This window comes from Streptomyces sp. NPDC026575, assembly GCF_055567415.1.
The window spans coordinates 71877-95970 of the sequence record NZ_JBVHQM010000026.1 but is presented as its reverse complement, the minus strand read 5'-3'; the positions used below and the strand labels follow the sequence as shown (position 1 = coordinate 95970).

Annotated in this window: 19 protein-coding genes; 11 read left to right on the top strand and 8 right to left on the bottom strand. The window is 72.6% G+C overall.

From position 1 onward, the window contains the following. The first annotated feature begins 75 nt into the window (after positions 1 to 75). Positions 76 to 1365: a citrate synthase gene (locus ACZ4NB_RS30125; protein WP_393486709.1), complete on the top strand. Its 1290-nt coding sequence runs from the start codon at positions 76 to 78 to the stop codon at positions 1363 to 1365. Between the two features lie 521 nt (positions 1366 to 1886). Here ACZ4NB_RS30125 and ACZ4NB_RS30120 read toward each other — a convergent pair. Next, positions 1887 to 2174: a heavy-metal-associated domain-containing protein gene (locus ACZ4NB_RS30120; RefSeq protein WP_467666207.1), complete on the bottom strand. Its 288-nt coding sequence runs from the start codon at positions 2172 to 2174 to the stop codon at positions 1887 to 1889. 278 nt (positions 2175 to 2452) lie between these two features. Here ACZ4NB_RS30120 and ACZ4NB_RS30115 point away from each other — a divergent pair, with 278 nt between their 5' ends. Further along, positions 2453 to 3079 (top strand): DedA family protein, encoded by a 627-nt coding sequence (locus ACZ4NB_RS30115; protein ID WP_467666206.1) that lies wholly within the window; start codon positions 2453 to 2455, stop codon positions 3077 to 3079. A gap of 238 nt (positions 3080 to 3317) precedes the next feature. Here ACZ4NB_RS30115 and ACZ4NB_RS30110 read toward each other — a convergent pair whose 3' ends face one another. Together ACZ4NB_RS30110 and ACZ4NB_RS30105 are read right to left on the bottom strand one after the other, a co-directional pair. After that, positions 3318 to 4163, bottom strand: a complete 846-nt coding sequence (locus tag ACZ4NB_RS30110) for a TSUP family transporter (protein WP_467666205.1) — start codon at positions 4161 to 4163, stop codon at positions 3318 to 3320. Next, on the bottom strand, positions 4160 to 5191 hold the full coding sequence (locus ACZ4NB_RS30105; protein ID WP_467666204.1) for a Gfo/Idh/MocA family protein: 1032 nt from the start codon (positions 5189 to 5191) through the stop codon (positions 4160 to 4162). Before ACZ4NB_RS30105 ends, ACZ4NB_RS30110 begins: the two co-directional genes overlap by 4 nt. Before the next feature lie 270 nt (positions 5192 to 5461). Here ACZ4NB_RS30105 and ACZ4NB_RS30100 point away from each other — a divergent pair, with 270 nt between their 5' ends. After that, positions 5462 to 6514 carry a LacI family DNA-binding transcriptional regulator gene (locus ACZ4NB_RS30100; RefSeq protein ID WP_467666203.1) on the top strand — a complete coding sequence of 351 codons (1053 nt, stop codon included), beginning with the start codon at positions 5462 to 5464 and terminating at the stop codon, positions 6512 to 6514. Positions 6515 to 6606: 92 nt separating this feature from the next. Here the strand turns inward: ACZ4NB_RS30100 and ACZ4NB_RS30095 are convergent, their stop codons facing one another. The 5 genes from ACZ4NB_RS30095 to ACZ4NB_RS30075 all read right to left on the bottom strand — a co-directional run bounded on the left by ACZ4NB_RS30095 (position 6607) and on the right by ACZ4NB_RS30075 (position 12120). After that, the gene (locus ACZ4NB_RS30095) at positions 6607 to 7611 is read right to left on the bottom strand and encodes a 2-dehydropantoate 2-reductase (RefSeq protein WP_467666202.1); all 1005 of its coding nucleotides are present in this window, start codon (positions 7609 to 7611) and stop codon (positions 6607 to 6609) included. 98 nt (positions 7612 to 7709) lie between these two features. Continuing rightward, entirely contained in the window at positions 7710 to 7904 is a 195-nt protein-coding gene (locus ACZ4NB_RS30090; protein WP_033265761.1) for a helix-turn-helix transcriptional regulator, read from the bottom strand. Positions 7905 to 8166: 262 nt separating this feature from the next. Continuing rightward, positions 8167 to 9627 carry a sugar porter family MFS transporter gene (locus ACZ4NB_RS30085; protein WP_467666201.1) on the bottom strand — a complete coding sequence of 487 codons (1461 nt, stop codon included), beginning with the start codon at positions 9625 to 9627 and terminating at the stop codon, positions 8167 to 8169. A gap of 333 nt (positions 9628 to 9960) precedes the next feature. After that, on the bottom strand, positions 9961 to 10980 hold the full coding sequence (locus ACZ4NB_RS30080; RefSeq protein ID WP_467666200.1) for a Gfo/Idh/MocA family protein: 1020 nt from the start codon (positions 10978 to 10980) through the stop codon (positions 9961 to 9963). A 219-nt stretch (positions 10981 to 11199) separates the two neighbouring features. Further along, on the bottom strand, positions 11200 to 12120 hold the full coding sequence (locus ACZ4NB_RS30075) for a sugar phosphate isomerase/epimerase family protein (protein ID WP_467666199.1): 921 nt from the start codon (positions 12118 to 12120) through the stop codon (positions 11200 to 11202). Positions 12121 to 12605: 485 nt separating this feature from the next. On the opposite strand from ACZ4NB_RS30075, the gene iolC reads away from it, so the two are divergent. From iolC to ACZ4NB_RS30035, 8 genes are all read left to right on the top strand, one after another. Beyond that, complete coding sequence (gene iolC, locus ACZ4NB_RS30070) at positions 12606 to 13598, top strand: 5-dehydro-2-deoxygluconokinase (RefSeq protein ID WP_467666198.1); 993 nt, start codon at positions 12606 to 12608, stop codon at positions 13596 to 13598. A 90-nt stretch (positions 13599 to 13688) separates the two neighbouring features. Continuing rightward, positions 13689 to 14576: a Cgl0159 family (beta/alpha)8-fold protein gene (locus ACZ4NB_RS30065; RefSeq protein ID WP_467666197.1), complete on the top strand. Its 888-nt coding sequence runs from the start codon at positions 13689 to 13691 to the stop codon at positions 14574 to 14576. A 97-nt stretch (positions 14577 to 14673) separates the two neighbouring features. Beyond that, positions 14674 to 15576 (top strand): 5-deoxy-glucuronate isomerase, encoded by a 903-nt coding sequence (gene iolB, locus ACZ4NB_RS30060; protein WP_467666196.1) that lies wholly within the window; start codon positions 14674 to 14676, stop codon positions 15574 to 15576. Further along, on the top strand, positions 15573 to 17456 hold the full coding sequence (gene iolD / locus ACZ4NB_RS30055; protein ID WP_467666195.1) for a 3D-(3,5/4)-trihydroxycyclohexane-1,2-dione acylhydrolase (decyclizing): 1884 nt from the start codon (positions 15573 to 15575) through the stop codon (positions 17454 to 17456). Before iolB ends, iolD begins: the two co-directional genes overlap by 4 nt. 42 nt (positions 17457 to 17498) lie before the next feature. Continuing rightward, a complete protein-coding gene (locus ACZ4NB_RS30050) occupies positions 17499 to 18992 on the top strand; it encodes a CoA-acylating methylmalonate-semialdehyde dehydrogenase (protein WP_467666194.1) in 1494 nt (497 codons plus the stop codon). Between the two features lie 138 nt (positions 18993 to 19130). Next, positions 19131 to 20276: a hypothetical protein gene (locus ACZ4NB_RS30045; RefSeq protein ID WP_467666193.1), complete on the top strand. Its 1146-nt coding sequence runs from the start codon at positions 19131 to 19133 to the stop codon at positions 20274 to 20276. 195 nt (positions 20277 to 20471) lie between these two features. Then, positions 20472 to 23180 (top strand): alpha/beta fold hydrolase, encoded by a 2709-nt coding sequence (locus tag ACZ4NB_RS30040; RefSeq protein ID WP_467666192.1) that lies wholly within the window; start codon positions 20472 to 20474, stop codon positions 23178 to 23180. Further along, positions 23177 to 24037, top strand: coding sequence for an ABC transporter permease (locus ACZ4NB_RS30035; protein ID WP_467666191.1), 861 nt, complete (start codon positions 23177 to 23179; stop codon positions 24035 to 24037). Before ACZ4NB_RS30040 ends, ACZ4NB_RS30035 begins: the two co-directional genes overlap by 4 nt. The last annotated feature ends 57 nt before the right edge of the window (positions 24038 to 24094 follow it).

Sequence of the window (24094 nt, the reverse complement as noted above, 5' to 3'; positions counted from 1 at the left end):
CCAAGGTCCAAATGGGGGAAGGTATAGGCAGTCAGGGCACCTCGAAGAAGAGGCACAACGTCGGTGAGGGATGACGTGAGCGACAACTCTGTAGTACTGCGTTACGGGGACGGCGAATACAGCTACCCGGTCGTCGGCAGCACCGTCGGCGACAAGGGCTTCGATATCTCGAAGCTGCGCGCCCAGACCGGTCTGGTGACCCTGGACTCCGGTTACGGCAACACCGCGGCATATAAATCCGCGATCACCTATCTCGACGGTGAGCAGGGAATTCTTCGTTACCGCGGGTATCCGATCGAGCAGCTCGCAGAGCGCAGCACGTTCGTCGAGACCGCGTACCTCCTGATCAACGGCGAGCTGCCCACCGTCGATCAGCTGTCGGCCTTCAAGCAGGACATCACGTACCACACCCTGCTCCACGAGGACGTCAAGCGCTTCTACGACGGCTTCCCCCGGGACGCCCACCCGATGGCGATGCTGTCCTCGGTCGTCAGCGCGCTGTCGACGTTCTACCAGGACAGCCACAACCCGTTCGACGAGCAGCAGCGCCACATCTCCACGATCCGGCTGCTGGCCAAGCTCCCGACGATCGCGGCGTACGCCTACAAGAAGTCGGTCGGCCACCCGGTCGTCTACCCGAGCAACGACCTCGGGTACGTCGAGAACTTCCTGCGGATGACCTTCTCGGTGCCCGCCGCCCAGTACGACCTCGACCCGGTCGTGGTCGGTGCCCTGGACAAGCTGCTGATCCTGCACGCCGACCACGAGCAGAACTGCTCGACCTCCACGGTCCGCCTGGTCGGTTCCTCGCAGGCGAACCTCTTCGCCTCGATCTCGGCCGGCATCAGCGCCCTGTGGGGCCCCCTGCACGGCGGCGCCAACCAGTCCGTGCTGGAGATGCTGGAGGGCATCCAGCGCGACGGCGGCGACGTCGACTCCTTCATCCGCAAGGTGAAGAACAAGGAAGACGGCGTGAAGCTCATGGGCTTCGGGCACCGCGTCTACAAGAACTTCGACCCCCGGGCGAAGATCATCAAGGCGGCGGCGCACGATGTCCTCTCCGCGCTCGGCAAGTCCGACGAGCTGCTGGACATCGCCCTGAAGCTGGAGGAGCACGCGCTGTCCGACGACTACTTCGTCGAGCGCAAGCTCTACCCGAACGTGGACTTCTACACCGGTCTGATCTACCGGGCGATGGGTTTCCCCACCGAGATGTTCACCGTGCTCTTCGCGCTCGGCCGACTGCCCGGCTGGATCGCCCAGTGGCACGAGATGATCAAGGAGCCCGGCTCCCGCATCGGCCGCCCGCGGCAGATCTACACCGGCGCCGTCGAGCGCGACTTCGTGCCGGTCGAGCAGCGCTGACGGCCGCCGGCCGCCGCTGCCCCGGATAGACGAAAGCGCCCCGCCTCCGGATCCCCCCACGGGTCCAGAGTGCGGGGCGCTTCCCATATCCCGGTTGGATTCCCCCCACGGGATCCGTCCGGGCGCTTCGGGTTGCACCGCGCTCTGCCGGGACGCGCACATCGGGAGGGCCGCTCAAAGCTCCCCGGGCACGTCGCCCCGGCTACGCGTAGCCGGGCACGATCCCCCAAGATCGACACGGCTGTCGCAGTGCAAGCCCCGCCGGGGTGCCTGCACTGCCCGGTTAGACTCGCGACCCCCCTCAATGGTTACGTTCCGATGAGTGTGATCTGGGTCTCTTGCCATATGCGGGCGAATGCGGTCAAGGGCCACGATCTGGAGATCGGAGCCCGGGGGTATGGGTGTTGTGCCCCGAGGTGGGGGCGTTGTGCCAGTTGTAAAGGCTGTGTGAATGTTCTTGATCGTGGACCGGGGTGCGGGCCGCCGCTGACGGTACCCGTACCGCCAGCGGCGATCAGGCGTCAGGCGCCCTGGCTCACGAGCTCATAGCCGGCCTCGTCGACGGCCGCCCGCACGGCCTCCTCGTCCAGGGGGGCCTTGGAGGTCACGGTCACCAGGCCGGTGGCCGCGACCGCCTGCACCGAGCTGACACCGGCGATCTCGCCGATCTCGGACGACACCGCACCCTCGCAGTGGCCGCAGGTCATGCCGGTGACCTTGTACGTGGTGGTCACCTCGCCGACCTGGACGTCGGTGCCACCGGAGTGGCAGGAGCCTTCGGGGGTGCAGCAGGAGCTGTTCTCGTTCATGGGGGAATCTCCTTGTGGTGCCGGTGTCTGGTGCGGCTGTCCGGTGCCGGTCTGCGGTGCCGAGCCGTGGGGCGAGGTCTTCCGTATGCCGGCGACTGCCGGAGTGTCGCATGGTGGCGCACGGGGTCCCGGCGGCCGCCGGTGTCCCGACCCTGGACACTGTATACCCCTAGGGGGTATCGATTCCAGTGTCTCGCCACGCCCACCGCGTTGCCGAGCGCCGCACCCCGCGCCAGCCTTGGGTTACGGACTCGGGGCGGATCCGAGGAGGCGGCCGGATGGACGTACTCGCCCTCTACGGCCTGCTGGTGCTCACCACGCTGCCGCCACTGGTCCCCAACTCCGCCCTGCTGGTCTCCGCCGGCGTGCTCGCCTCCCGCGGCGAACTCTTCCTGCCCCAGGTCCTGCTGGTCGTGGCGGGCAGCGCCCTGCTGGGAGACCTGGTGATGTACCTCGCCGCACGGCGGTTCGGCGAGCCCGTACGCGCCTGGATGCGCCGCAACCCGCGCCGCCGGGCGCTGCTGGAGTGGACCTCCCAGCGGATCCAGCGCTACGGCGTGCCGTTCGTGATCGTCGTGCGGTTCCTGCCCAGCGGCCGGATCGCCGGGGCGCTGGCCTCCGGGGTGCTGCGCTACCCGCTGCGCAGGTACGCGCTCGGCGCCGGTATCGCCGAGGTCACCTGGGCGACGTACTCCGTCGGCCTCGGCTACCTCGGCAGCGCGGTCGCCGGCAACCGCCTCTACGCCGCCGCGGTCGGCCTGGGCGTCTCCTGCGCAGTCGCCGCGGTGGGCGGGGCGATCCAGTGGGCCGCCCGCCGCCGGGCGCTGCGGCAGCGGCCCGAGGGGAGCGGCGAGCGGGACGGCGAGGGGCGCGACGACCGGACCTCGCCGACCGCGGCGGCCTGAACACGGCAGCCCGGGGCGCCCCGGCACCTTCGTGGCCTGCGGATCCGCGGCGGGCGGGGCGATTGTCAGTGGCCGGCCGTACAGTTCAGGCATGGAGCGATTACGGAGAGTGATGAAGTGGGCGCGGGAGCTGTGCGGCGCCCTCCTGCCACCGGCCCGTCACCCGACTGGCCGACCGGACCGTCGGCGGTGTGCCGCGCCGCCGGTGGACCGCGGAGGGGTCGGTAGGCGGTCGGGGTCAACGAAGGAGGTTGAGGCCGGCGGCGGTGGTGCACAGGAGCACCAGGCGGTCGAAGAGGACCTGGTCGATCCGGCGCACCAGAGCCCGCCCGAGGAGCGCCCCGACCGGCACGGCGCACACCAGCACCGCGTCCAGCGCGAGGCCGTCGGACGTGAGCAGCCCCATCCCGATGCTGAACGGCAGCTTGAAGAGATTGACCAGGAGGAAGAACCACGCCCCCGTCCCCAGGAATCCGAGCATCGTGAAGCCCGCGGACAGCAGATAGAGCGACATCGCCGGACCGCCCGCGTTGGCGACCATGGTGGCGAATCCGGCGACGAGCCCGAAGAACAGGGTGCGGGCATACGCGCGGCGGCCGGCCGGCGCGCCGGAATCCCGAGCCGCGGCCCGCCCGGTGTCCGCCTCCAGCGCCGCACCCGGCCCGCTGCCGGGGACGGCCGCAGCCGCTGCCCCGCGGGCGCGGTCACCGGCACGGCGTGCGCGCCGTCGCCGCCAGAGGTGGTGCAGCGCGATCGTCAACAGCAGTGCGCCGATCGTGCGGCGGATGGCGTCGTCACCGGTTCCGGCGACGAACACGGCACCGAGCAGCACCCCGGCCGCCACCGACGGCAGCAGCCGCAGCAGCGCGGGCCAGTCGGTGTGCGCGCGGTAGGCGCGGACGGCCAGTACGTCCCCGACAAGGAGCAGCGGAAGCAGGACGCCGGTGGACTCCCTGGCGGGCAGTACGGCGGCGAAGAGGGCGACGCTCAGCGCGCCGACACCGCTGACGGCGGTCTTGGAGACCCCCACCAGCAGCGCGGCGCACACCAACGTGCAGAGCGGGACGACCCCGAGGCCGCTCACGCGTCCAGGGCCACCGGGCCGGCCGTGCCGCGGACGTCCGCGACGGCGACCGGCTCGCCGGTTCGCCGCGAACGCTCGCAGGTCTCGGCGACATACAGCGCCTCCAGGGCCTCCGCGGGCGGGCAGGGGTTCGCCGCCCGGCCGGCGGCGACCTCGGTGAACACGCCCAGCTCGGTGACGTAGGCGGCGTGGAAGCGCTCCATGAAGGTGGCGTAGGGGTCGGCCGCCCGCCGCCAGGACAGCCGCGGCTCCGCGGACGGCAGCGGCGCACGGTCGTCGAGGCCGACGAAGCGGGCGCCCTCGGAGCCGCAGACCTCCAGTCGGACGTCATGGCCCGCGCCGTTGTAGCGGGTCGCGGTGACGGTCGCCAGGGTGTCGTCGTCGAAGCGCAGCAGCGCCGCGCAGGTGTCGACGTCGTCGCCGTCGGCGAAGAAGGACGCGCCGCGGTTGGCGCCCTGGGCGTAGACCGAGACCACCTCGCGGCCGGTCAGCCAGCGCAGGATGTCGAAGTCGTGGATGGAGCAGTCCCGGAACAGCCCGCCGGAGGTGGGGATGTACCCGGCCGGCGGCGGAGTCCGGTCGCTGGTGCAGGCGCGCAGCGTGTGCAGCCAGCCCAGCTCGCCGGACCGCAGCGCCGCGCGCGCGGCGCGGTAGCCGGCGTCGAAGCGGCGCTGGAAGCCGATCTGCACGGGCACGGTGCCGGCCTGCGCCCGCTCCACCACCCCGATGGTGCCCGGGACGTCCAGCGCCACCGGCTTCTCGCAGAAGACCGGCACGCCGGCGTCCAGGGCCTGGTGGATCAGTGCGGCGTGCGCGCTGGTCGCGGCGGTGATCACCACGCCGTCCAGGCCCTCCGCGTACATCTGGGCGATGCTCGCGGCGGCGCGTACGCCGAGGGTGTCCGCCAGCGCGGCGGCCCGCGCGGTCTCGGCGTCCGCGACCACGAGGTCGGTGACGCCCGGGACGCTCTGCAGGGTCGCGGCGTGGAACGCGCCGATGCGTCCGGTACCGATGAGGCCGATCTTCATGCTCGGTCCTTCCAGTGAGGGGAGAGCCAGAGAGGGAGAGCCAGAGAGGGAGAGCCAGAGAGGGAGAGCCAGAGAGGGAGAGCCAGAGAGGGAGAGCCAGAGAGGGGGAGAACCAAGAAGGGGGAGAGAGGGATTGGAACGGTCCAACATCGCCGTTCCGGGCACCCTGCATGTCCGGATGTCCGCATGTCAACCCTTGCGCAGGGGTGCAAGGAGGTCCAGGGCTGTGCGCGTTGACGCCTCCCCGCCCCGATGGAAGGATCCCCCTTCATGGAACGGTCCAACGACCCCGCCGGCGGCCGAGGCGGGCGCCCTCCGACGATCCGCGGCGTCGCCGAGCGGGCCGGCGTCTCCAAGTCGCTGGTGTCGCTGGTGCTGCAGGGCTCCCCGCGGGTCAGCGACGCCAAGCGGCAGGCCGTACTGGACGCCATCGACGAGCTCGGCTACCGGCCGAACGCCGCCGCCCGCAGCCTCGTCGCGCGCCGTACCCACACCGTCGGCGTGCTGCTGAACGACATGCGCAACCCCTGGTTCGTCGAGGTCCTCGACGGCCTCGACTCGCTGCTGCAGGCGCACGGCCTGCGGATGCTGATGGCCGACGGCCGGCTCGACCGACGGGCCGGACAGGACTTCGCCCGCACCTTCCAGGAGCTGCGGGTCGACGGCCTCGTCGTCGTCGGCACGCTCCCGGACACCGACGGGCTCGCCGAGGTCGCCGAGCGACTGCCCACGGTCATCGCGGGAAACCACGGACCGCGGCTGCCGCGCGTCGACATCGTCGCCAACGACGACGAGCGCGGCGCCCGCCTCGCCACCGAGCACCTGCTCTCCCTCGGCCACCGCCGGATCGCCCACATCGCCGGCCAGGGACTCGTCGGCGAGCTGCGCCGGCGCGGCTTCGAGGCCGCCCTGCGCGCCCACGGCCGGGCGGCGGCGGACGCCGTCGTGGAGCCCGGCGACGGGACCGAGGAGGGCGGCTACCGGGCCGCGGTGCGGCTGCTCAACCCCTCGCGCGGCGCCGAACGCCCCACCGCGGTCTTCGCGTTCAACGACATATCCGGCGTCGGCGCGCTCTCCGCCGCCCAGGAACTGGGGCTGTCCGTGCCCGCCGACCTCTCCCTGGTCGGCTACGACAACACCTACCTCGCCCGCATCCGGCACCTTTGGCTGAACTCGGTGAACAACGCCAGCCACGAGGTCGGCCGCCGGGCGGCCCGCTGCCTGCTGGACCGGATGGACCGCCCGGACACCCCGGCCGCCCACCAACTCGTCGCACCGGAACTGGAGACCAGAGGCTCCACGGCACCACCGCGGGCCGCCTGACGGGCCGAGCCGCCCGACGCTTGCGGGCCGCCCGAGGCTTGCGGGCCGACCGACGCTTGCGGGCCGACCGCGCGCCCCTGCGCCGCCCCGGCCTAGGCCCCGTCCGGCGGAGCGGGTGCAGCCGGCGCGGCGGACCGCGGGGCGCCGCCGCCCCGGCCCGACCGCGCGCCCCCGGCCGACGGCTCGCCCCGCAGCTCGCGGTCCACCGCCCGCAGCAGCGTCAGCAGCATGCCGTTCAACGGCGTCGCGATACCGTGCCGTTCGCCCGCCCGGACCACCGCGCCCGTGATGAACTCCTGCTCCATCGGGCGGCCCGCGAGCCGGTCGTAGAGCATCGAGGAGCCGCCCTCCGGAGGCGCCGTGGCGTACAGCTCCAGGGTCCTGGTGATGTCCTCGTCACCGATGTCCGTGCCCTCCGCCCGGGCCACGGCGGCTGCCTCGGACAGCAGGTCACGGGTGAGCGCGACCATCTCGGGGTGGGCGAGGACCCCGATCCGCTGCTGGAGCAGGGCGGTGATCGGGTTGGCCGCGAGGTTGGTGAACAGCTTGCGCCAAGCGGCCGTGGCGAAGTCGCGCACCGGGTGCACCCGCAGCCCGGTGCCGTCGAACGCGGCGGCGAACCGTGCGCCCAACGGGCCCTCGGGGACGTGCAGCTCGCTGGCGACGTGGTGCAGGATCCGGCCGGGCGCGGTGCGCTCCGCCGAGATGTAGACGACGGTGGGGAGGACGCCGGTGCCCCTGGGGACGAGCGGAGCGACGCGTTCCTCCTGGTCGATGCCGTTCTGGAGCACCGCGACGGCGGTTCCCGGACCGCACAACCGCCGCAGCCAGCCCTCGGCGCCCGCGGTGTCCTGTGCTTTGGTGGTCAGCAGCACCCAGTCGACCGGCGCCACCTGCGCCGGATCGGTCGCGATCCGCACCGGCGCGGACCGGACCTCGCCGCCGCTCTCGACGGTGAGGCTCCGCAGCGGGCTGCGTACGCACAAGGTCACGTCGAGGCCGGCCCACCCGGCGAGGGCGGCGGTATAGCCGCCGATCGCGCCGGCGCCGATCACCGCGATCCGGGCGGGCGCCGCGGGCCGGGGATTCTGGGGCATACCACGATCGTAGAACCACTGCGCGCGCCGGGACACGCGCGATCCGGGCCCCGGCGCCGGGCGGCGGCGCCGGGGCCCGGGGGCCTGTTCAGGCGGCGTCAGCGCCGGCCACGCTGACCGGGCCGCTGGGCCACCCACGCTCTGACCGTGTCGGCGAACCAGTACGGTTTTCCGCCCTCGACCAGATCCGGTTCCGGCAGCAGCCCGTGCTTGCGGTACGAGCGCACGGTGTCCGGCTGCACCTGGATGTGCGCGGCGATCTCCTTGTACGACCAGAGCCTGCGGTCGGTCATTTCCGTCACCTCCTGAGCGCCGTACGCAGGGGCGGCCCGGGGGAGCCGTCGGGGGCCGCGTACGGCCTGGTGATCACTCACCCTGTGCCCGGACAACGACACCGAGTGACCGCCGGGGAGGGGCTGTTGATCGACTGTGACGGAAGGCCCGCGCAACGGTGACAGCCGTGACGGGGCGGGGACGGCGGCGACGAGGTGGAGACGGCGGTGACGGGGCGGGGACGGCGGGGACGGTGGCGACGAGGCGGCACGGACCTCTCCGTCAGCGGACAGAGGTCTCCTGGACCGTGTCCTCGGCCTCCTCGGCCTCCCCAGCCCCGGCCCCGGCCGCCCGCCGCAGCTCATGCTCCAGATCCTCCAGCGCCAGCCCCTTCGTCTCCGGCGCGTACCGCTTACAGAAGGCCAGGGACACCACGCACATCACGCCGAAGAACCAGAAGGTGACACTGGCTCCGGCCAGATCGAGCAGCACCGGAAAGACCAGCGCCACCGCGAAGTTGACCAGCCACATCACGAACACCGCCGCGCCCATGGCCAGTCCGCGGACCCGGAGCGGGAACATCTCGGCGAGCAGCAGCCACACCCCGGTGTTCAACGTGGCCTGCATGAAGGCCATGTAGAGCACCATCAGACACAGGACGAGAACGCTGACGGCGGTGGAGTGCGGGAGGTGGAAGGACGCCCCGAGCAGGGCGAGCGAGACCGTCATCCCGGCCAGCCCCGTGATCAGCATCGGCCGCCGCCCGACCCGGTCGATCAGGGACATCCCGATCGCGGTGGCCAGGACGGAGATCGCCCCGACGGCGATGGTCGCGGTGATCGCGGCGCCGGTGCCCAGCCCCGTCGACGCCAGGATCTTCGGCGCGAAGTACACCACCGCGTTGACACCGGTGATCTGCTGGACCGCGGCCAGCCCGATGCCCACCAGCAGCAGGCGCCGCACCCAGGGCGTACGCAGCTGCTGCCAGGCGCCGCGCTGCGCACCCGCCTCCAGGCTGCGGGCCCGGTCGATACGGGCCAGTTCGGCGGGGACGTCCTCGGCGGGCAGCGTCCGGCGCAGCACCTCGGCCGCGTCGTCCTGCCGCCCCTTGCCGATGTACCAGCGCGGGGTGTCGGGCAGGAAGAACAGGCCGACGAACAGCGCCACCGCGGGCAGCGCGGCAAGGCCCAGCATCCAGCGCCATGCCTCCCACCGCGCCAGCACGGCATTGATCAGGTAGGCCAGCAGCTGACCGCTGACGATCATCAGCGAGTTGAAGGAGACCAGCCGGCCGCGAATGTGCGGGGGCGCGATCTCGGAGAGGTAGAGCGGGGTGATGACGGAGGCGCTGCCGACGGCGAGGCCGAGGACGAAACGCGCCACCGTCATGACGGCGACCGTGGGGGAGAGCGCCACCGCCAGCGCGCCGCCGATGAACACGGCGCCCGCCCACAGCAGGGAGTCGCGCCGGCCCAGCGCGTCGGACATCCGGCCGCCGATCAGCGAGCCGAAGGCCGCCCCGATCAGCAGCGCGCTGGTGATGACGCCCTCGCCCAGGGACGTGAGGCCGAAGTGGACCTCCATGAAGGGGAGGGCGCCGGAGATCACCCCGGTGTCGTAGCCGAAGAGGGCGCCGCCGAGCGCGGCGATGGCGGCGATGGCGACGATGAAGCGCGTGGCGCGGCGGGAGCGCGGGCCGACATGCGGGTCGGCGGACGCCGCCTGGCTGGTCGGAGCGGCCATCGTCAGCTCCGGCCCGTACGGGTGGTCAACCCGTCGCCCAGCGAGGACGGTTCGGGCGCCGGGACAGCGCCGCGGACCGGTAGGGAGCGTCGCGGGGCGGCGCCTCGGGCGAGGTGCACGGTACGGCGAAGCGGAACGGCGTCCGGCGCGGAATGCATGTACGGGGCCTTTCGACGGATCAGAAGCGAGCGGATACGTGACGAGGAACGGGCGGCACGACACAGCACCCCAGCGGCGCGGTACGGCACGTCGCGGGAGCGCGGACACCGCACCTCAGCGGCGCGGCGCGACACCAGCCGCCACACGGGCTCCGGGAGGGGGCCGCCGCCGCCCCTATCGGTACAGCGCCGGCCGCTCGATCAGCTCGACCGCCACCCGCTCGCCGCTGGCCTGGGCGAGCACGCCCGCCTCGCACACCGCGGCCGCCGCATAGCCGTCCCAGCAGCTGGGGCCCTCGACCTCGCCGCGCCGGGTGGCGTTCACCCAGCGCTGCACCTGGCGGTCGTACGCCTCCTCGAAGCGCTCCACGAACCCCGGGGGGACGGCACCGCCCCAGCGGCCGGCCGCGTTGGTGAACACCCCGTGGTCGTCGCCGATCCTGGCGGTGCCGTTCTCGCAGACCGCCTCGCAGCCGACCTGGTAGCCGAAGCCGCAGTTGACGAAGATCTCGGTGTCCACGACCTGGCCGCCCGCGGTCTCGAAGAGCACCAGCTGGGGGTCGCTCAGGCCCTCGGGCGCGTTCCCGGTGGGCGCCGGACGCAGCACCCGTACCGCCGTGATCTCCTCCTCCAGCAGCCAGCGGGTCACATCGATCTCGTGCACCACCGAGTCGTTGATCATCATCGCGTTGGTGAAGCCGGGCGGGGTGTCGGCGTTGCGGTGCTTGTTGTGCAGCATCAGCGGGCGGCCGTAAGTTCCCTGGTCCAGAAGGGACTTGAGGGCGCGGTAGTCGGCGTCGTAGCGGCGCATGAAGCCCACCTGCACGCGGCGGTGGCCCAGCGCCTGCTCGGCTTCCAGAACGCGCAGCGCGGAGGCGGCGTCCGGCGTCAGCGGCTTCTCGCACAGTACGGGCAGATCGCGCGCGAAGGCTTCCAGGAGCGCGGCCTCGTGCGCGGGGCCCGGCGAGGCGATGAGCACGGCGTCCACCGAGGGGTCGTCCATGGCGGCGGCGGGGTCGGTGTAGGGGGTGCACCCCTCGATGCCGTCGGCGAGATGCTTGACCCGTGCCGCGTCGATATCGACCACCGCCGCCACCCGGGCGCCACTGATCACCTCGTTGATCCGGCGGACGTGATCGGCGCCCATCCGGCCCGTGCCGATGACCGCCACGCCGAGCGTTCCGTACGAAGTCATGTCGTCCTCAAGTCCTTACGTGCTTCAGAGTGCTACAGAGCGTGATGTACTCTGGGAACAGATTACTCTCCGTAATCGTTGCCGGAGATATAAGGAGGCGTCACAAGGCGAACACAGGCGAGTGCGGACGAGTGCAGCTGACGCCACGAAGGCCCACCGAACGCGAACAGGCCCACCGAACGCGAGGACCTACGCCTACGCAGGGGCGCCTCAGGCACCTCAGGCGCCGCAGGACCGCAGGAAGCGGCGCGTGCGCTCGGCGATGGGGAAGGGCTGGTCGGGCGGGCAGGGGTACATGTCCTGCTCGACGATGGCGAAGAGGTCGACGTCCAGCTCCTGCGCGGCCTCCAGGACGGGTGGCAGTGCGGGCACGCCGAGCGGCGGTTCGCACATCACGCCCTGCTGGACGGCCGGGCCGAACGGCGTGCCCTTGGCCACGACGTCGCTGAGGATGTCCGGGTCGACCTGCTTGAGGTGGAGGTAGCCGATCCGCTCGCCGTAGGTGCGGATCAGCTTGACGCTGTCGCCGCCGCAGTAGGCGTAGTGGCCGGTGTCCAGGCAGAGGTTGACCAGGTCGGAGTCGGTCACGTGCAGGAACCGCTCGACGTGCTCCTCGGTGTCGATGTGGGTGTCGGCGTGCGGGTGCACGACGATCTCCAGCCCGAACTCGTCCTGCACGCGCTTGCCCAGCCGCTCCATGCCGGTCGTCAGGTGCTTCCACTGCTCGACGGTCAGCTCGCGCGGTTCGAGCTCCTCGGCGGTCTTGTCGTCCCGCCAGAAGGACGGGATGACGACCAGGTGCTTGGCGCCCATGGCCTTGGTGAGGGTGGCGACTTCGGAGACGTGCGCCCAGGTCCTGTCCCAGACGGACGGGCCGTGGTGCATCGAGGTGAAGATCGTGCCGGCCGAGACCTTCAGGCTGCGGCGGGCGATCTCCTCGTGCAGGACGGCGGGGTCGGTGGGCAGGTAGCCGTAAGGGCCGAGCTCGATCCACTCGTAGCCGGCCTCGGCGACCTCGTCCAGGAAGCGCCGCCAGGGGACCTGCTGGTCGTCGTCGGGGAACCACACCCCCCATGAGTCGGGGGCGGAACCGACGCGGATGCGGTCCAGAACGCGGGGGGCGGCATGGGGAACGGTCATGCTGCGGCTCTCCTCTCGCCGGTCGGCGGTGACCGGGAGGCGCTGGGCGGGTTGTGGGGCACAGCCTCTCTGGCACCCCGGAGAGTGTCAAGACTTCGTCCTGACATAAGGACTTAAGGACTTTGTTGCGGCGCGGGGCGTGGGGGTGTGGTGGGGGCGTGGGGCGTGGCGGGGGAGTGCATCGGGTGGCGATTCCGGGGGCGCCCCCGAGGGGCGCCTAGCCGCCACCCCTAGGGGTGCCTCGCCGCCGCCCCCCAGAGGTGCCTCGTCGCCGCCCCCGGAGGTGGCTCTCTCAATTCTTAACGTCAGAATGTAAGGACAAACTGTTGACAGGGTCTGATGCGCACCGTTAGACCTTTCCTCAGAGCCGAACCCGCCGAACCCGGCGAACCACTCGTCGAACCCGGCGAACCACCCGTCGAACCCGCCGACCCGCTCGGCGGACCCGCCGTACCCGCCGCGCCGGCCGACCCGAAGGGGCGCATATGACCGAGCCGTACGACCTGATCACCATGGGCCGCATCGGAGTGGACATCTATCCGCTGCAGACCGGTGTGCCGCTGGCGCAGGTGGAGACGTTCGGCAAGTTCCTCGGCGGTTCGGCCACCAATGTCGCGGTGGCCGCCGCCCGGCTCGGGCGCCGCAGCGCGGTCGTCAGCCGCACCGGGTGCGATCCGTTCGGGGACTACGTCCATCAGGCGCTGCGCGAGTTCGGGGTGGACGACCGGTGGGTGACCGGCGTCGACGAGTATCCGACGCCGGTCACCTTCTGCGAGATCTTCCCGCCGGACGACTTCCCGCTCTACTTCTACCGCCGGCCCAAGGCCCCCGACCTGGTCATCCACCCCGAGGAACTGGATCTCGACGCCATCAAGGCGGCCCGGATCTTCTGGATCACCGGTACGGGGCTGTGCGAGGAGCCCAGCCGCGGCGCCACCCTCGCCGCGCTGGAGGCCCGCGCCAAGGCCGGTACGACCGTCTTCGACCTGGACTGGCGGCCGATGTTCTGGGGCGGCGAGGGCGGCGCCTCCGGGGACGGCGGGGCGAGCGGCGCCGCGGCGATGGCCACCGCCCGCCCGTATTACGAAGCGGCCCTGCGGCACGCCACCGTGGCGGTCGGCAACGTCGACGAGGCCGAGGTCGCCACCGGAGTGCGCGAGCCGAAGGAGTCCGCCCGGGCGCTGCTGGAGATGGGCGTGGAGCTCGCCGTCATCAAGCAGGGCCCCAAGGGCGTGCTCGCCGTCCACCGCGACGGCCGCATCGCCGAGGTCCCGCCCACCCCCGTCGAGGTCGTGAACGGGCTCGGCGCCGGCGACTCGTTCGGCGGGTCGCTGTGCCACGGGCTGCTCTCCGGCTGGGAGTTGGAGCCGATGATGCGGTACGCCAACGCCGCCGGCGCCATCGTCGCCTCCCGTCTGGCCTGCTCCTCCGCCATGCCCACGGCCGACGAGGTCGAGGCGTTCCTCGCGGGGCGGTAGTTGCCCACGGCCGCGGCCCGCCGGCCGGTCGGCGACGGCGCGGTCCCGCGCCACCCCCCCACCTGTGCACTCAAGAAGGTGAGTTGAGCCTTGACCCCTCGGATCAGTGACCTCGCGACGCTGCGGGCCCGGCACCCCGAAGCCGTCGCGGAGGCCGCCGCGCGCCGCGCCCGTCGCCCGCTCCTCGGCGACAGCGGCCGGCTGATGATCGTCGCCGCCGATCATCCGGCCCGCGGCGCGCTCGCCGTCGGTGACCGGCAGCTCGCCATGGCCAACCGTCTCGACCTGCTCGAACGCCTGGTCCTGGCGCTGTCGCGGCCCGGTGTGGACGGGGTGCTGGCCACCGCGGACATCCTGGAGGACCTGCTGCTGCTCGGCGCCCTGGAGGGCAAGGTGGTGATGGGCTCGATGAACCGGGGCGGCATCGCGGGCGCCTCGTTCGAGATGGACGACCGGTTTACGGGCCATCGGCCGCAGGACCTCGCCCGGCTCCGCTTCGACGCGGGCAAGCTGCTACTGCGGATCGACTACGACGACCCGGGCTCGCTGACCACGATGGAGGCCACCGCCCGCGCCATCGACGAGATGGCCGCGCGCCAACTGCCCGTCTTCGTCGAGCCGTTCCTCTCCTCCCGGATAGACGGCAGGGTCCGCAACGACCTCAGCCCCGAGGCGGTGACCCGCTCCGTCGCCATCGCCTCCGGCCTCGGCGGCACCTCCGCCTACACCTGGCTCAAGCTGCCGGTCACCGACGACGCCGACGCGATGGCGCGGGTCTGCGAGACCACCACCCTGCCGACGGTGCTGCTCGGCGGCGACATCGGCAGCACCGTCCAGGACCAGGAGGCCGCCTACGAGAAGTGGCGCAAGGCGCTGCGGCTGCCGACCGTGCAGGGCCTGGTCGTCGGGCGCTCCCTGCTCTACCCGGCCGACGGGGACGTCGCGGCCGCCGTGGACACCGCCGTGGGCCTGCTGTGAGCCGGGGGACCTCCCCGCCGCCGGTGCCCCCGGGCGGAGTCCGGGGGAGAACGACGAGGTACTGCACACACCGCGATTTCCGCAGGAGACTCGATACATGAGCAAGGTGAGCACGGAATTCCACCTGAGGGCCGGTGAGGCGGCCGCGGGACCCTACGCGCTGGACATCGACCCGGAACGGGCCGGCTGGGGCTACTCCTCGCTGCGCGTGCTGGAGCTGCCGCCCGGTGGCCACCACTCCTTCGCCACCGGAGACAGCGAATGGATCGTGCTGCCGCTGTCCGGCGGCTGCACGGTGCTGACCGACGACGCCGGGGCCTTCGAACTCACCGGACGGGAGAGCGTGTTCAGCGGCGTCACCGACTTCGCCTACGTCCCCAGGGACGCGCAGGTGCGGATCGCCAGTGGGGCGGGCGGGCGCTTCGCGCTCACCGGGGCGCGCTGCGAACGCCGCCTGCCCGCCCGCTACGGCGCCGCCCGTGATGTCCCCGTCGAGCTGCGCGGCACCGGCAACTGCTCCCGCCAGGTCAACAACTTCGGGGCTGCCGGCACCTTCGAGTGCGACCGGCTGATCGCGGTGGAGGTGCTCACCCCGGGCGGCAACTGGTCGTCCTATCCGCCGCACAAGCACGACGAGTGCCGCCCGGGGGAGGAGAGCGAGCTGGAGGAGATCTACTACTTCGAGATCGCGCCGGCGCACGGCACGGACGGCGTCGGGTACCAGCGCGTCAGCCCCTCGGGGCACGGGCGCGGTACGGACGTGCTCGCCGAGGTCCGCGGCGGTGACGCGGTGCTGATCCCCGACGGCTGGCACGGCCCGTCCATCGCCGCCCCCGGACACACCATGTACTACCTCAACGTCATGGCCGGGCCCGGCGAGACCCGCGAGTGGCTGATCTGCGACCACCCCGACCACGGCTGGATCCGCGGCACCTGGCCCGACCAGCCCGTCGACGCCCGCCTCCCCCTCTACCAAGCGCCCGCAGGAGACGCCCGATGAACGCTCCCACCACGCGCCGCCTCACGGTCGCGCAGGCCCTGGTCGAGTTCCTCGCCCACCAGTACACCGAGCGGGACGGCCGCCGGCACCGCCTGATCAACGCCTGCTGGGGCATCTTCGGCCACGGCAACGTCGCCGGGATCGGCCAGGCGCTGCTGGAGTCCGGCGAGGCGCTGCCGTACCTCCAGGGCCGCAACGAGCAGGCCATGGTGCATGCCGCGGTCGGCTACGCCCGGCAGTGTGACCGGCTCGGCGCGCAAGCCGTCACCACCTCCATCGGCCCCGGCGCCACCAACCTCGTCACCGGCGCGGCGCTGGCCACCGTCAACCGCCTGCCGGTGCTGCTGCTGCCGGGCGACGTCTTCGCGACCCGGAGCGCGGACCCGGTCCTGCAGCAGCTGGAGGTGCCGTACGCGGGGGACTTGTCGGTCAACGACGCGCTGCGCCCGGTGTCCCGCTACTTCGACCGGGTCACCCGTCCCGAGGCGCTGATCCCGGCCGCGCTGCAGGCGATGCGGGTGCTCGCCGATCCCGTCGACACCGGGGCGGTCACCCTGGCGCTGCCGCAGGACGTGCAGGCCGAGGCGTACGACTGGCCCGAGGAGTTCTTCGCCGACCGGGTCTGGCGGGTCACCCGGCCCGCCCCGGACGTCGGTGCCCTGGCCGAGGCGGTCCAGGCCGTCCGCGCGGCCCGGCGGCCCCTGCTGATCGCGGGCGGCGGGGTCCACCACTCCGAGGCGGAGGAGGCGCTGCGGGCCTTCGTCGACACCACCGGCATCCCCGTGGCCTCCACCCAGGCGGGCAAGGGCTCGCTGCGCCACGACCATCCGGCGGACGTCGGCGGCATCGGTCACACCGGTACCGCCACCGCCGACGCGCTGGCCCGCGAGGCGGATCTGGTCATCGGTGTCGGGACCCGCTACACCGACTTCACCACCGCCTCCGCGACGCTCTTCGCCGCGCCGGACGTCCGCTTCCTCAACCTCAACATCGCCCCCTTCGACTCCCACAAGCTCGGCGCCCTGTCCTTGGTGGCCGATGCCCGCGCCGGGCTCGAAGCGCTCACCCTGGCGCTGGCCGGGCACCGCGTCGAGGAGGCGTACGAGGCGGCCTACGGGGTGGCGAAGGCGGACTGGGAGCGGCGGGTGGACGCGGCGTACGGCGCCCCGGACGCCTCCGTGCGCCCCTCCCAGACGCAGGTCCTCGGCGCGCTGGACGCCCTCGTCGACGACACCGACGTGATCATCAACGCGGCCGGATCCCTCCCCGGTGACCTGCACAAGCTCTGGCGCGCCCGGTCCCGGCGGCAGTACCACCTGGAGTACGGCTACTCCTGCATGGGCTATGAGATCCCCGGCGCGATCGGGGTCGGGCTCGCCGCGCCCGACCGGCCGGTGTGGGCGCTGGTCGGCGACGGTACGTATCTGATGAACCCCACGGAGATCGTCACCGCGGTCCAGGAGGGCATCAACATCAACATCGTCCTCATCCAGAACCACGGCTATGCGTCCATCGGCGGTCTGTCCGAGCAGACCGGCGGCGAGCGCTTCGGAACGGCGTACCGTTTCCGTGACAAGGACGGTACGTACACGGGTGCGCCGCTGCCCGTCGATCTGGCCGCCAACGCCGCCTCCCTCGGTATGCGGGTGCTGCGTGCCGCCACCGTCGCCGAGCTGCGCACCGCGCTCGCCGAGGCGCGTGGCTCGAACCAGCCCACATGTGTCTATGTCGAGACCGAAACGGCCGACACTGTGCCGGGCGCGCCGGAGGCGCAGGCCTGGTGGGATGTTCCTGTTGCCGAGACCGCGACACGACCGGCGGCGGTCGCCGCCCGCGAGGCGTACGACCGGTACGCCGCCGGGCGCCGCCGCCACCTCTGACCCTGACCCCGTTCGAAGTCGTCACCCCAGAAAGGCCCTCGCATGAAGACCATCAGCCACTGGATCGGCGGCAAGCCCGTCGAGGGTGTCTCCGGCAACTTCGGCCCGGTCTACAACCCGGCCACCGGTGCCCAGGAGAAGCAGGTCGCCTTCGCGTCGGTCGACGAGGTCGACGCGGCGGTCCGCGCCGCCAAGGAAGCGTTCCGGACGTGGGGCACCAGCTCGCTGGCCAAGCGCACGTCGGTGCTGTTCAAGTACCGCGAGCTGATCGACGCGCACCGCGAGGAGCTGGCCCGGCTGATCACCGCCGAGCACGGCAAGGTGCACTCCGACGCGCTGGGCGAGGTCGCCCGCGGTCTGGAGATCGTCGAGCTGGCCTGCGGTATCCCCGAGAAGCTCAAGGGCGAGCTGTCCACCCAGGTCTCCACCCGGGTCGATGTGGCGGCGATCCGCCAGTCGCTGGGTGTGGTGGCCGGCATCACGCCGTTCAACTTCCCGGCGATGGTGCCGATGTGGATGTTCCCGCTCGCCATCGCGTGCGGCAACACCTTCGTGCTCAAGCCGAGCGAGAAGGTCCCCAGCGCCGCGTTCAAGCTCGCCGAGCTGGCCGCGGAGGCGGGGCTGCCCGACGGTGTGCTGAACATCGTCAACGGTGACAAGGTGGCCGTCGACGCCATCCTGGAGCACCCCGACATCGCCGCGGTCTCCTTCGTCGGCTCCACCCCCATCGCCCGCTACATCCACACCACCGGTACCGCCAACGGAAAGCGCGTACAGGCGCTGGGCGGCGCCAAGAACCACATGCTGGTGCTGCCGGACGCGGACCTCGACCTGGCGGCGGACTCCGCGATCAACGCCGCGTACGGCTCGGCCGGCGAGCGCTGCATGGCGATCTCGGTGGTCGTCGCGGTCGGCGGGACCGCCGACCCGCTGATCGGCAAGATCAAGGAGCGGGCCGACAGGCTGCGGATCGGTCCCGGCGACGACCCGGCCTCCGAGATGGGCCCGCTGATCACCAAGGTCCACCGCGACAAGGTCGCCTCGTACGTCACCGGTGCCGCGGCCCAGGGCGCCGATGTCGTCATCGACGGCACCGGCTACACCGTCGAGGGCTACGAGGACGGCCACTGGATCGGTGTCTCCCTCCTGGACAACGTCACGCCCGAGATGGACGCCTACCGGGACGAGATCTTCGGCCCGGTGCTGTCGGTGGTCCGCGTCGAGACCTACGACGAGGCCATCGCCCTGATGAACAACTCGCCGTGGGGCAACGGCACCGCGATCTTCACCCGCGACGGCGGCGCCGCCCGCCGCTTCCAGATGGAGGTGGAGGCCGGCATGGTCGGGGTGAACGTGCCGATCCCGGTGCCGGTGGGCTACCACTCCTTCGGCGGCTGGAAGGACTCGCTCTTCGGCGACCACCACATCTACGGCAACGACGGCGTGCACTTCTACACCCGCGGCAAGGTCGTCACCACCCGCTGGCCCGACCCGTCCGACGGCGGCATCAACCTGGGCTTCCCCGCCAACCACTGAGGTCACCGCCGACGGACCGCCCTGACGGACGCGGTGACCGGACCCCCTGCCGAACCCCTTGCCGGACCCCCTCGGCAGGGGGTTCGGCCCGTTGCTACCGTGCATCCTCGCCGCACACCACCACCATCGGGGGAAGCAATGCACCAATCCATGGCGCTCGCCAAGGGCGCCCGTATCACCGGCGGGGCGTTCTGCCTGCTGTTCTTCCTCTATACGGCGTACTGGTTGGCCGTCGACGTCGGCGAGTTCGGCATCGTCGGTCTCTGGGACTCCTGGACCTTCCAGGGCCGCGGCGGCACCAACCAGGTCACCGGGCCCTTCCACCTCGGCCTCGCCGTGGTGCAGCTGGCGGCGGCGCTCGCCGCGTTCGCCGGGCAGCGGGTGGCCGGCGGGCTGCTGGCCGTCGCCACCACCTTCACCTGGGCCACCGCCCTGCAGGCCGCGGTGAGCGTCGGCAGCCACACCAGCGACGACAAGTGGTTCCTGCACGCCGAGACCGGCACCTCGACGTTCGACGGCGTCTTCATCAGCAGTGTGCTGCTGTTCCTGGTGACCGTCGTCGCCGGCATCGTGCTGCTCGCCGGTATGCGGTCCTGGCCGCGCACCTCCCCCAGCGACCCGCCGATGCGCCCGGCGCCGGCGGCGGGCATGGTGGCCGGGCTGCTGCTCGGCGCGATGGTCCTGGCCAACGTGGCCTGGATCCTCTACATGCTGGTGGAGGGCGGTACCGGCTCCTTCGAGATGCTCTACCTCGGCCGGGGCGTGCTCAGCTCCCTGCTGGCCATGTCGCCCGGCTGGTCCACCCTGGTGTTCCTCGTGCTGACCGCGCTGGCCGCGCTCAACAGCCTGATGCGGGGCAGTGCGGCCCGCGGTCTGGCCATCGGGCTGTCGATGGTGGCGCTGCCCAACGCCCTGCTGACGGTGATCGGGCTGGCCGGCAACGGCGCCCTGTTCGAGCTGAGCGACAGCATGCCGGGGATGAGCATCATCGGCGATGTCCAGCTGCTGCTCGACCTGCTCGGCTCGGTGGCGCTGCTGGTGCTGATGGGCCGGGGCGAGCCGGTCGCCCCCGCCTGGTACCCGCCGGCCCAGGCCCCGCAGTTCGCCGTCCCCGGCTTCGTCCCGCCGCCGGGCCCGCAGATGGCGCCGCCCGGCCCGCAGATGGCGCCGCCCGGCCCGCAGATGCCGCCGCCCGGTCCGCCGGTCCCGCCGGCCCCGCCCGCCTGGCAGCCGCCCGGCAACCCACCGCCCCCGCAGGGCGGTTTCGGACCGCCGCAGTACTGACGCATCGACCGGCCGCCCGGCACCCGCGCAGAGCGGTGTGCCGGGCGGCCGTCTGTCCGGGCTCCCCGGCCCCTTCGCGCCGGTCCCGTACCGCGTTCGTGGTACGGGACCGGCGCACCCTACTCCCTGGGGGGACCGCCGGATTCACTCCGGGGTACCGGCCGGACGCGGCGGCCGGTACCTAGGATTTCCGGTATGGATCTCCGAGGTCTCAGACTGCGCGGCCGGCGGCTGTACGCCGCGGTGGGCGCGCTGGCCGTGCTGGCGGGAGGCGGCACCTGGGCGGCCGCCTCCTCGGATGCGGCGCCCGTCGTCCACCGCGAGGACCGGATGCTGGCGATGCCGCGGACGCCCGGCGGCAAGGGGGAGGTGCGGATCGACACCTCCTTCTTCACCGCGCGGCAGGGCTCCGGCGGGCGGCGGCCCGCGGTCCTGCTCGGCCACGGGTTCGGCGGCAGCAAGGCCGATCTGCGGCCGCAGGCCGAGCAGTTGGCCCGGGACGGGTACGCCGTGCTGACCTGGTCCGCGCGCGGCTTCGGGAAGTCCACCGGGAAGATCGGGCTGAACGCCCCGGGCGGCGAGGTCGCCGACGTCAGCCGGCTGATCGACTGGCTGGCCGAGCGCCCCGAGGTGCGGCTCGACAAGGCCGGCGACCCTCGGGTGGGCGTCGCCGGCGCCTCCTACGGCGGCGCGATCTCGCTGCTGGCCGCCGGCCACGACCGGCGCGTCGACGCCATCGCCCCGCAGATCACCTACTGGAGCCTCGCCGACGCGCTCTTCCCGCACGGGGTGTTCAAGAAGCTGTGGGCGGGGATCTTCTTCACCACCGGCTCGGCGGGCGCCCCCGCCGGCGCGCCGGGCGCCGTCCCCACGACATCCGGCGGCTGCGGGAAGTTCGAGCCCGCGCTGTGCCGGATGTACGAGCGGGTCGCGGAGAGCGGCGTACCGGACGCCGCGGCCCGGCGGTTGCTGGCGGACCGCAGCCCGTCCGCCGTCGGCGACCGCATCAAGGTGCCGACCCTGCTCATGCAGGGCCAGACCGATTCGCTCTTCCCCCTCGACCAGGCCGACGCCGCGCGGAAGGCGATCCGGCGCAACGGGGCGCCGGTGGACGTCGACTGGATCTCGGGCGGCCACGACGGCGGGGACCGGGAGAGCGCCCGGCTCCAGGCGCGTACGAAGACCTGGTTCGACCGCTACCTCAAGGGCGACAGGGGCGCCGACACCGGGCCGGCGTTCCGGATCAGCCGGACCGGCGGAGTGGACTCCACCGACGGCGCGGTGCGGCTGCGCGGCGCGAGCGCGGAGGGCTACCCGGGGCTCGCGGGCAACGCGCGGCACATCCTGCTCACCGGCCCCGCGCAGACCTTCCGCAATCCGGCCGGCGCCGGTCCGCCCGCCATCTCCGCGGTGCCCGGCGTCGGCGCGCTCGGCAATCTCTCCGCCCTGGGCACCGGCGGTCTGTCCCTGGACTTCCCCGGCCAGTACGCCCGCTTCGACTCGGCGCCGCTGACCGATTCCGTCCGGCTCACCGGCAGTCCCACCGCCACCGTGCGGGTGCGGTCCGAGTCCCCGGACGCGGTGCTCTTCGCCAAGCTCTACGACGTCGCCCCCGACGGCCGCCGACAGGTGCTGCCCGCCCAGCTCGTCGCGCCGTACCGCATCGTCGGCGCCGACGAGGGCAGGACCGTCCGGCTCCGGCTGCCCGCCGTCGACCACGACTTCGCCGCCGGGCACCGGCTGCGGCTGGTGCTCTCGGCCACCGACCTCGGCTACGCCTCGCCGGCCGAACCCGCCTCCTACACCGTCGCGTTGCACGGCGGCGGCGTGCTGAGCGTGCCCACCGCGCCCCAGGTGCGCAGTGCGGCCGCCCCGCTGCCGGCCTGGACCTGGGCGCTGCCCGCCGCGGCCGCGGTCGTCGCCGCGCTGCTGCTGCTCACCGGTCGCCGCCGCACCGCCGCGCCCGCCCCCGATCCGGCGCTCGCCGATGTCCCGCTGCGGATCAGCGGGCTGAGCAAGCGCTACGCCGGGTCCGCGGACCGCTATGCCGTACGGGAGCTGTCCTTCGGCGTCGAGGCGGGGCAGGTGCTCGGTCTGCTCGGGCCCAACGGCGCGGGCAAGACCACCACGTTGCGGATGCTGATGGGCCTGATCACGCCCGACGCCGGGGAGGTGAGGATCTTCGGGCAGGCGGTCCGGCCGGGCGCCCCGGTGCTGTCGAGGGTCGGTGCGTTCGTCGAGGGCGCCGGCTTCCTGCCGCATCTGTCCGGCCGGGCCAACCTGGAGCTGTACTGGCAGGCCACCGGCCGGCCCGCCGCCGACGCGCACCTGGACGAGGCGCTGGCGATCGCCGGCCTCGGCGACGCGCTGGAGCGCGCGGTGCGCACCTACTCCCAGGGCATGCGGCAGCGCCTGGCCATCGCCCAGGCCATGCTCGGCCTGCCGGATCTGCTGATCCTCGACGAGCCGACCAACGGCCTGGACCCGCCGCAGATCCGCGAGATGCGGGACGTGATGATCCGTTACGCCGCCGCCGGACGCACCGTCATCGTCTCCAGCCATCTGCTGTCCGAGGTCGAGCAGAGCTGTACGCATCTGGTCGTCATGGACCGCGGGCGGCTGGTGCGGGCCGGGCCGGTCGAAGAGATCACCGGCTCCGGCGACACCCTGCTGGTCGGCGTCGCGCGGCCGGTCGGCGACGCCGTCGTGGAGAAGGTCGACGCGCTGCCGGGCGTCGCCTCGGCGGTACGCGCCGAGGGCGGCCTCCTGGTACGGCTCGACGGCACCCTGAGCACCACCGGGCTGCTGACCGAGCTGCTCCGGCTGGAGATCGCGGTGGACCGGATCGGCCCGCACCGGCGTCTGGAGGACGCCTTCCTCACCCTGATCGGAGGCGACCGATGACCGCGACCACCACGGCCCGGGCGCCGGGCTACCGCCCGCGCCGCACCCTCCCGCTGCGCGTCGAGGCCCGCCGCCAGCTGCGCCGCCGGCGCACGCTGGTGATCGCCGCGATCCTGGCGCTGCTGCCGTTCGTGCTGGTGGCGGCGTTCGCGATCGGCGGCGACCCGAGCACCCGCGGCAACGGCCGGATCACCCTGATGGACAGCGCCACCGCCTCCGGCGCCAACTTCGCCGCCACCGCGCTGTTCGTCTCGGCGGGCTTCCTGCTGGTGGTCCCGGTGGCGCTGTTCTGCGGCGACACCATCGCGTCGGAGGCGAGCTGGTCCTCGCTGCGCTATCTGCTCGCCGCGCCGGTCCCGCGGGCCCGGCTGCTGCTGAGCAAGCTGACCGTCGCGCTGGCTTTCAGCGCCGCCGCGATGCTGCTGCTGCCGCTGGTCGCCCTGGCGGTGGGCACCGCCGCCTACGGCTGGGGGCCGCTGCAACTGCCCACCGGCGGCGCGCTGCCGGCGGGGGAGGCGGTGGTGCGGCTGGCGGTCGTGGTCGGCTATGTCTTCGTCAGCCAGCTGGTCACCGCGGCGCTCGCGTTCTGGCTGTCGACGGTGACCGACGCGCCGCTGGGCGCGGTCGGCGGCGCCGTCGGGCTGACCATCGTCGGCAATGTCCTGGACCAGGTCACCGCCCTCGGCGGCTGGCGCGCCGCGCTGCCCGCGCACTGGCAGTACTCCTGGGCGGACGCCCTGCAGCCCCGGATGGAGTGGGCCGGGATGATCCAGGGCTCGGCGGTCTCGGTGTCGTATGCGCTGGTGCTGTGCGCGCTGGCGTTCCGGGGCTTCGCCCGTAAGGACGTGGTGTCGTGACGGCGGGGTGCGGGCGGATGTGCCGGGGCGCGGGGCGCGGGCATGCGGCGCGGCCGG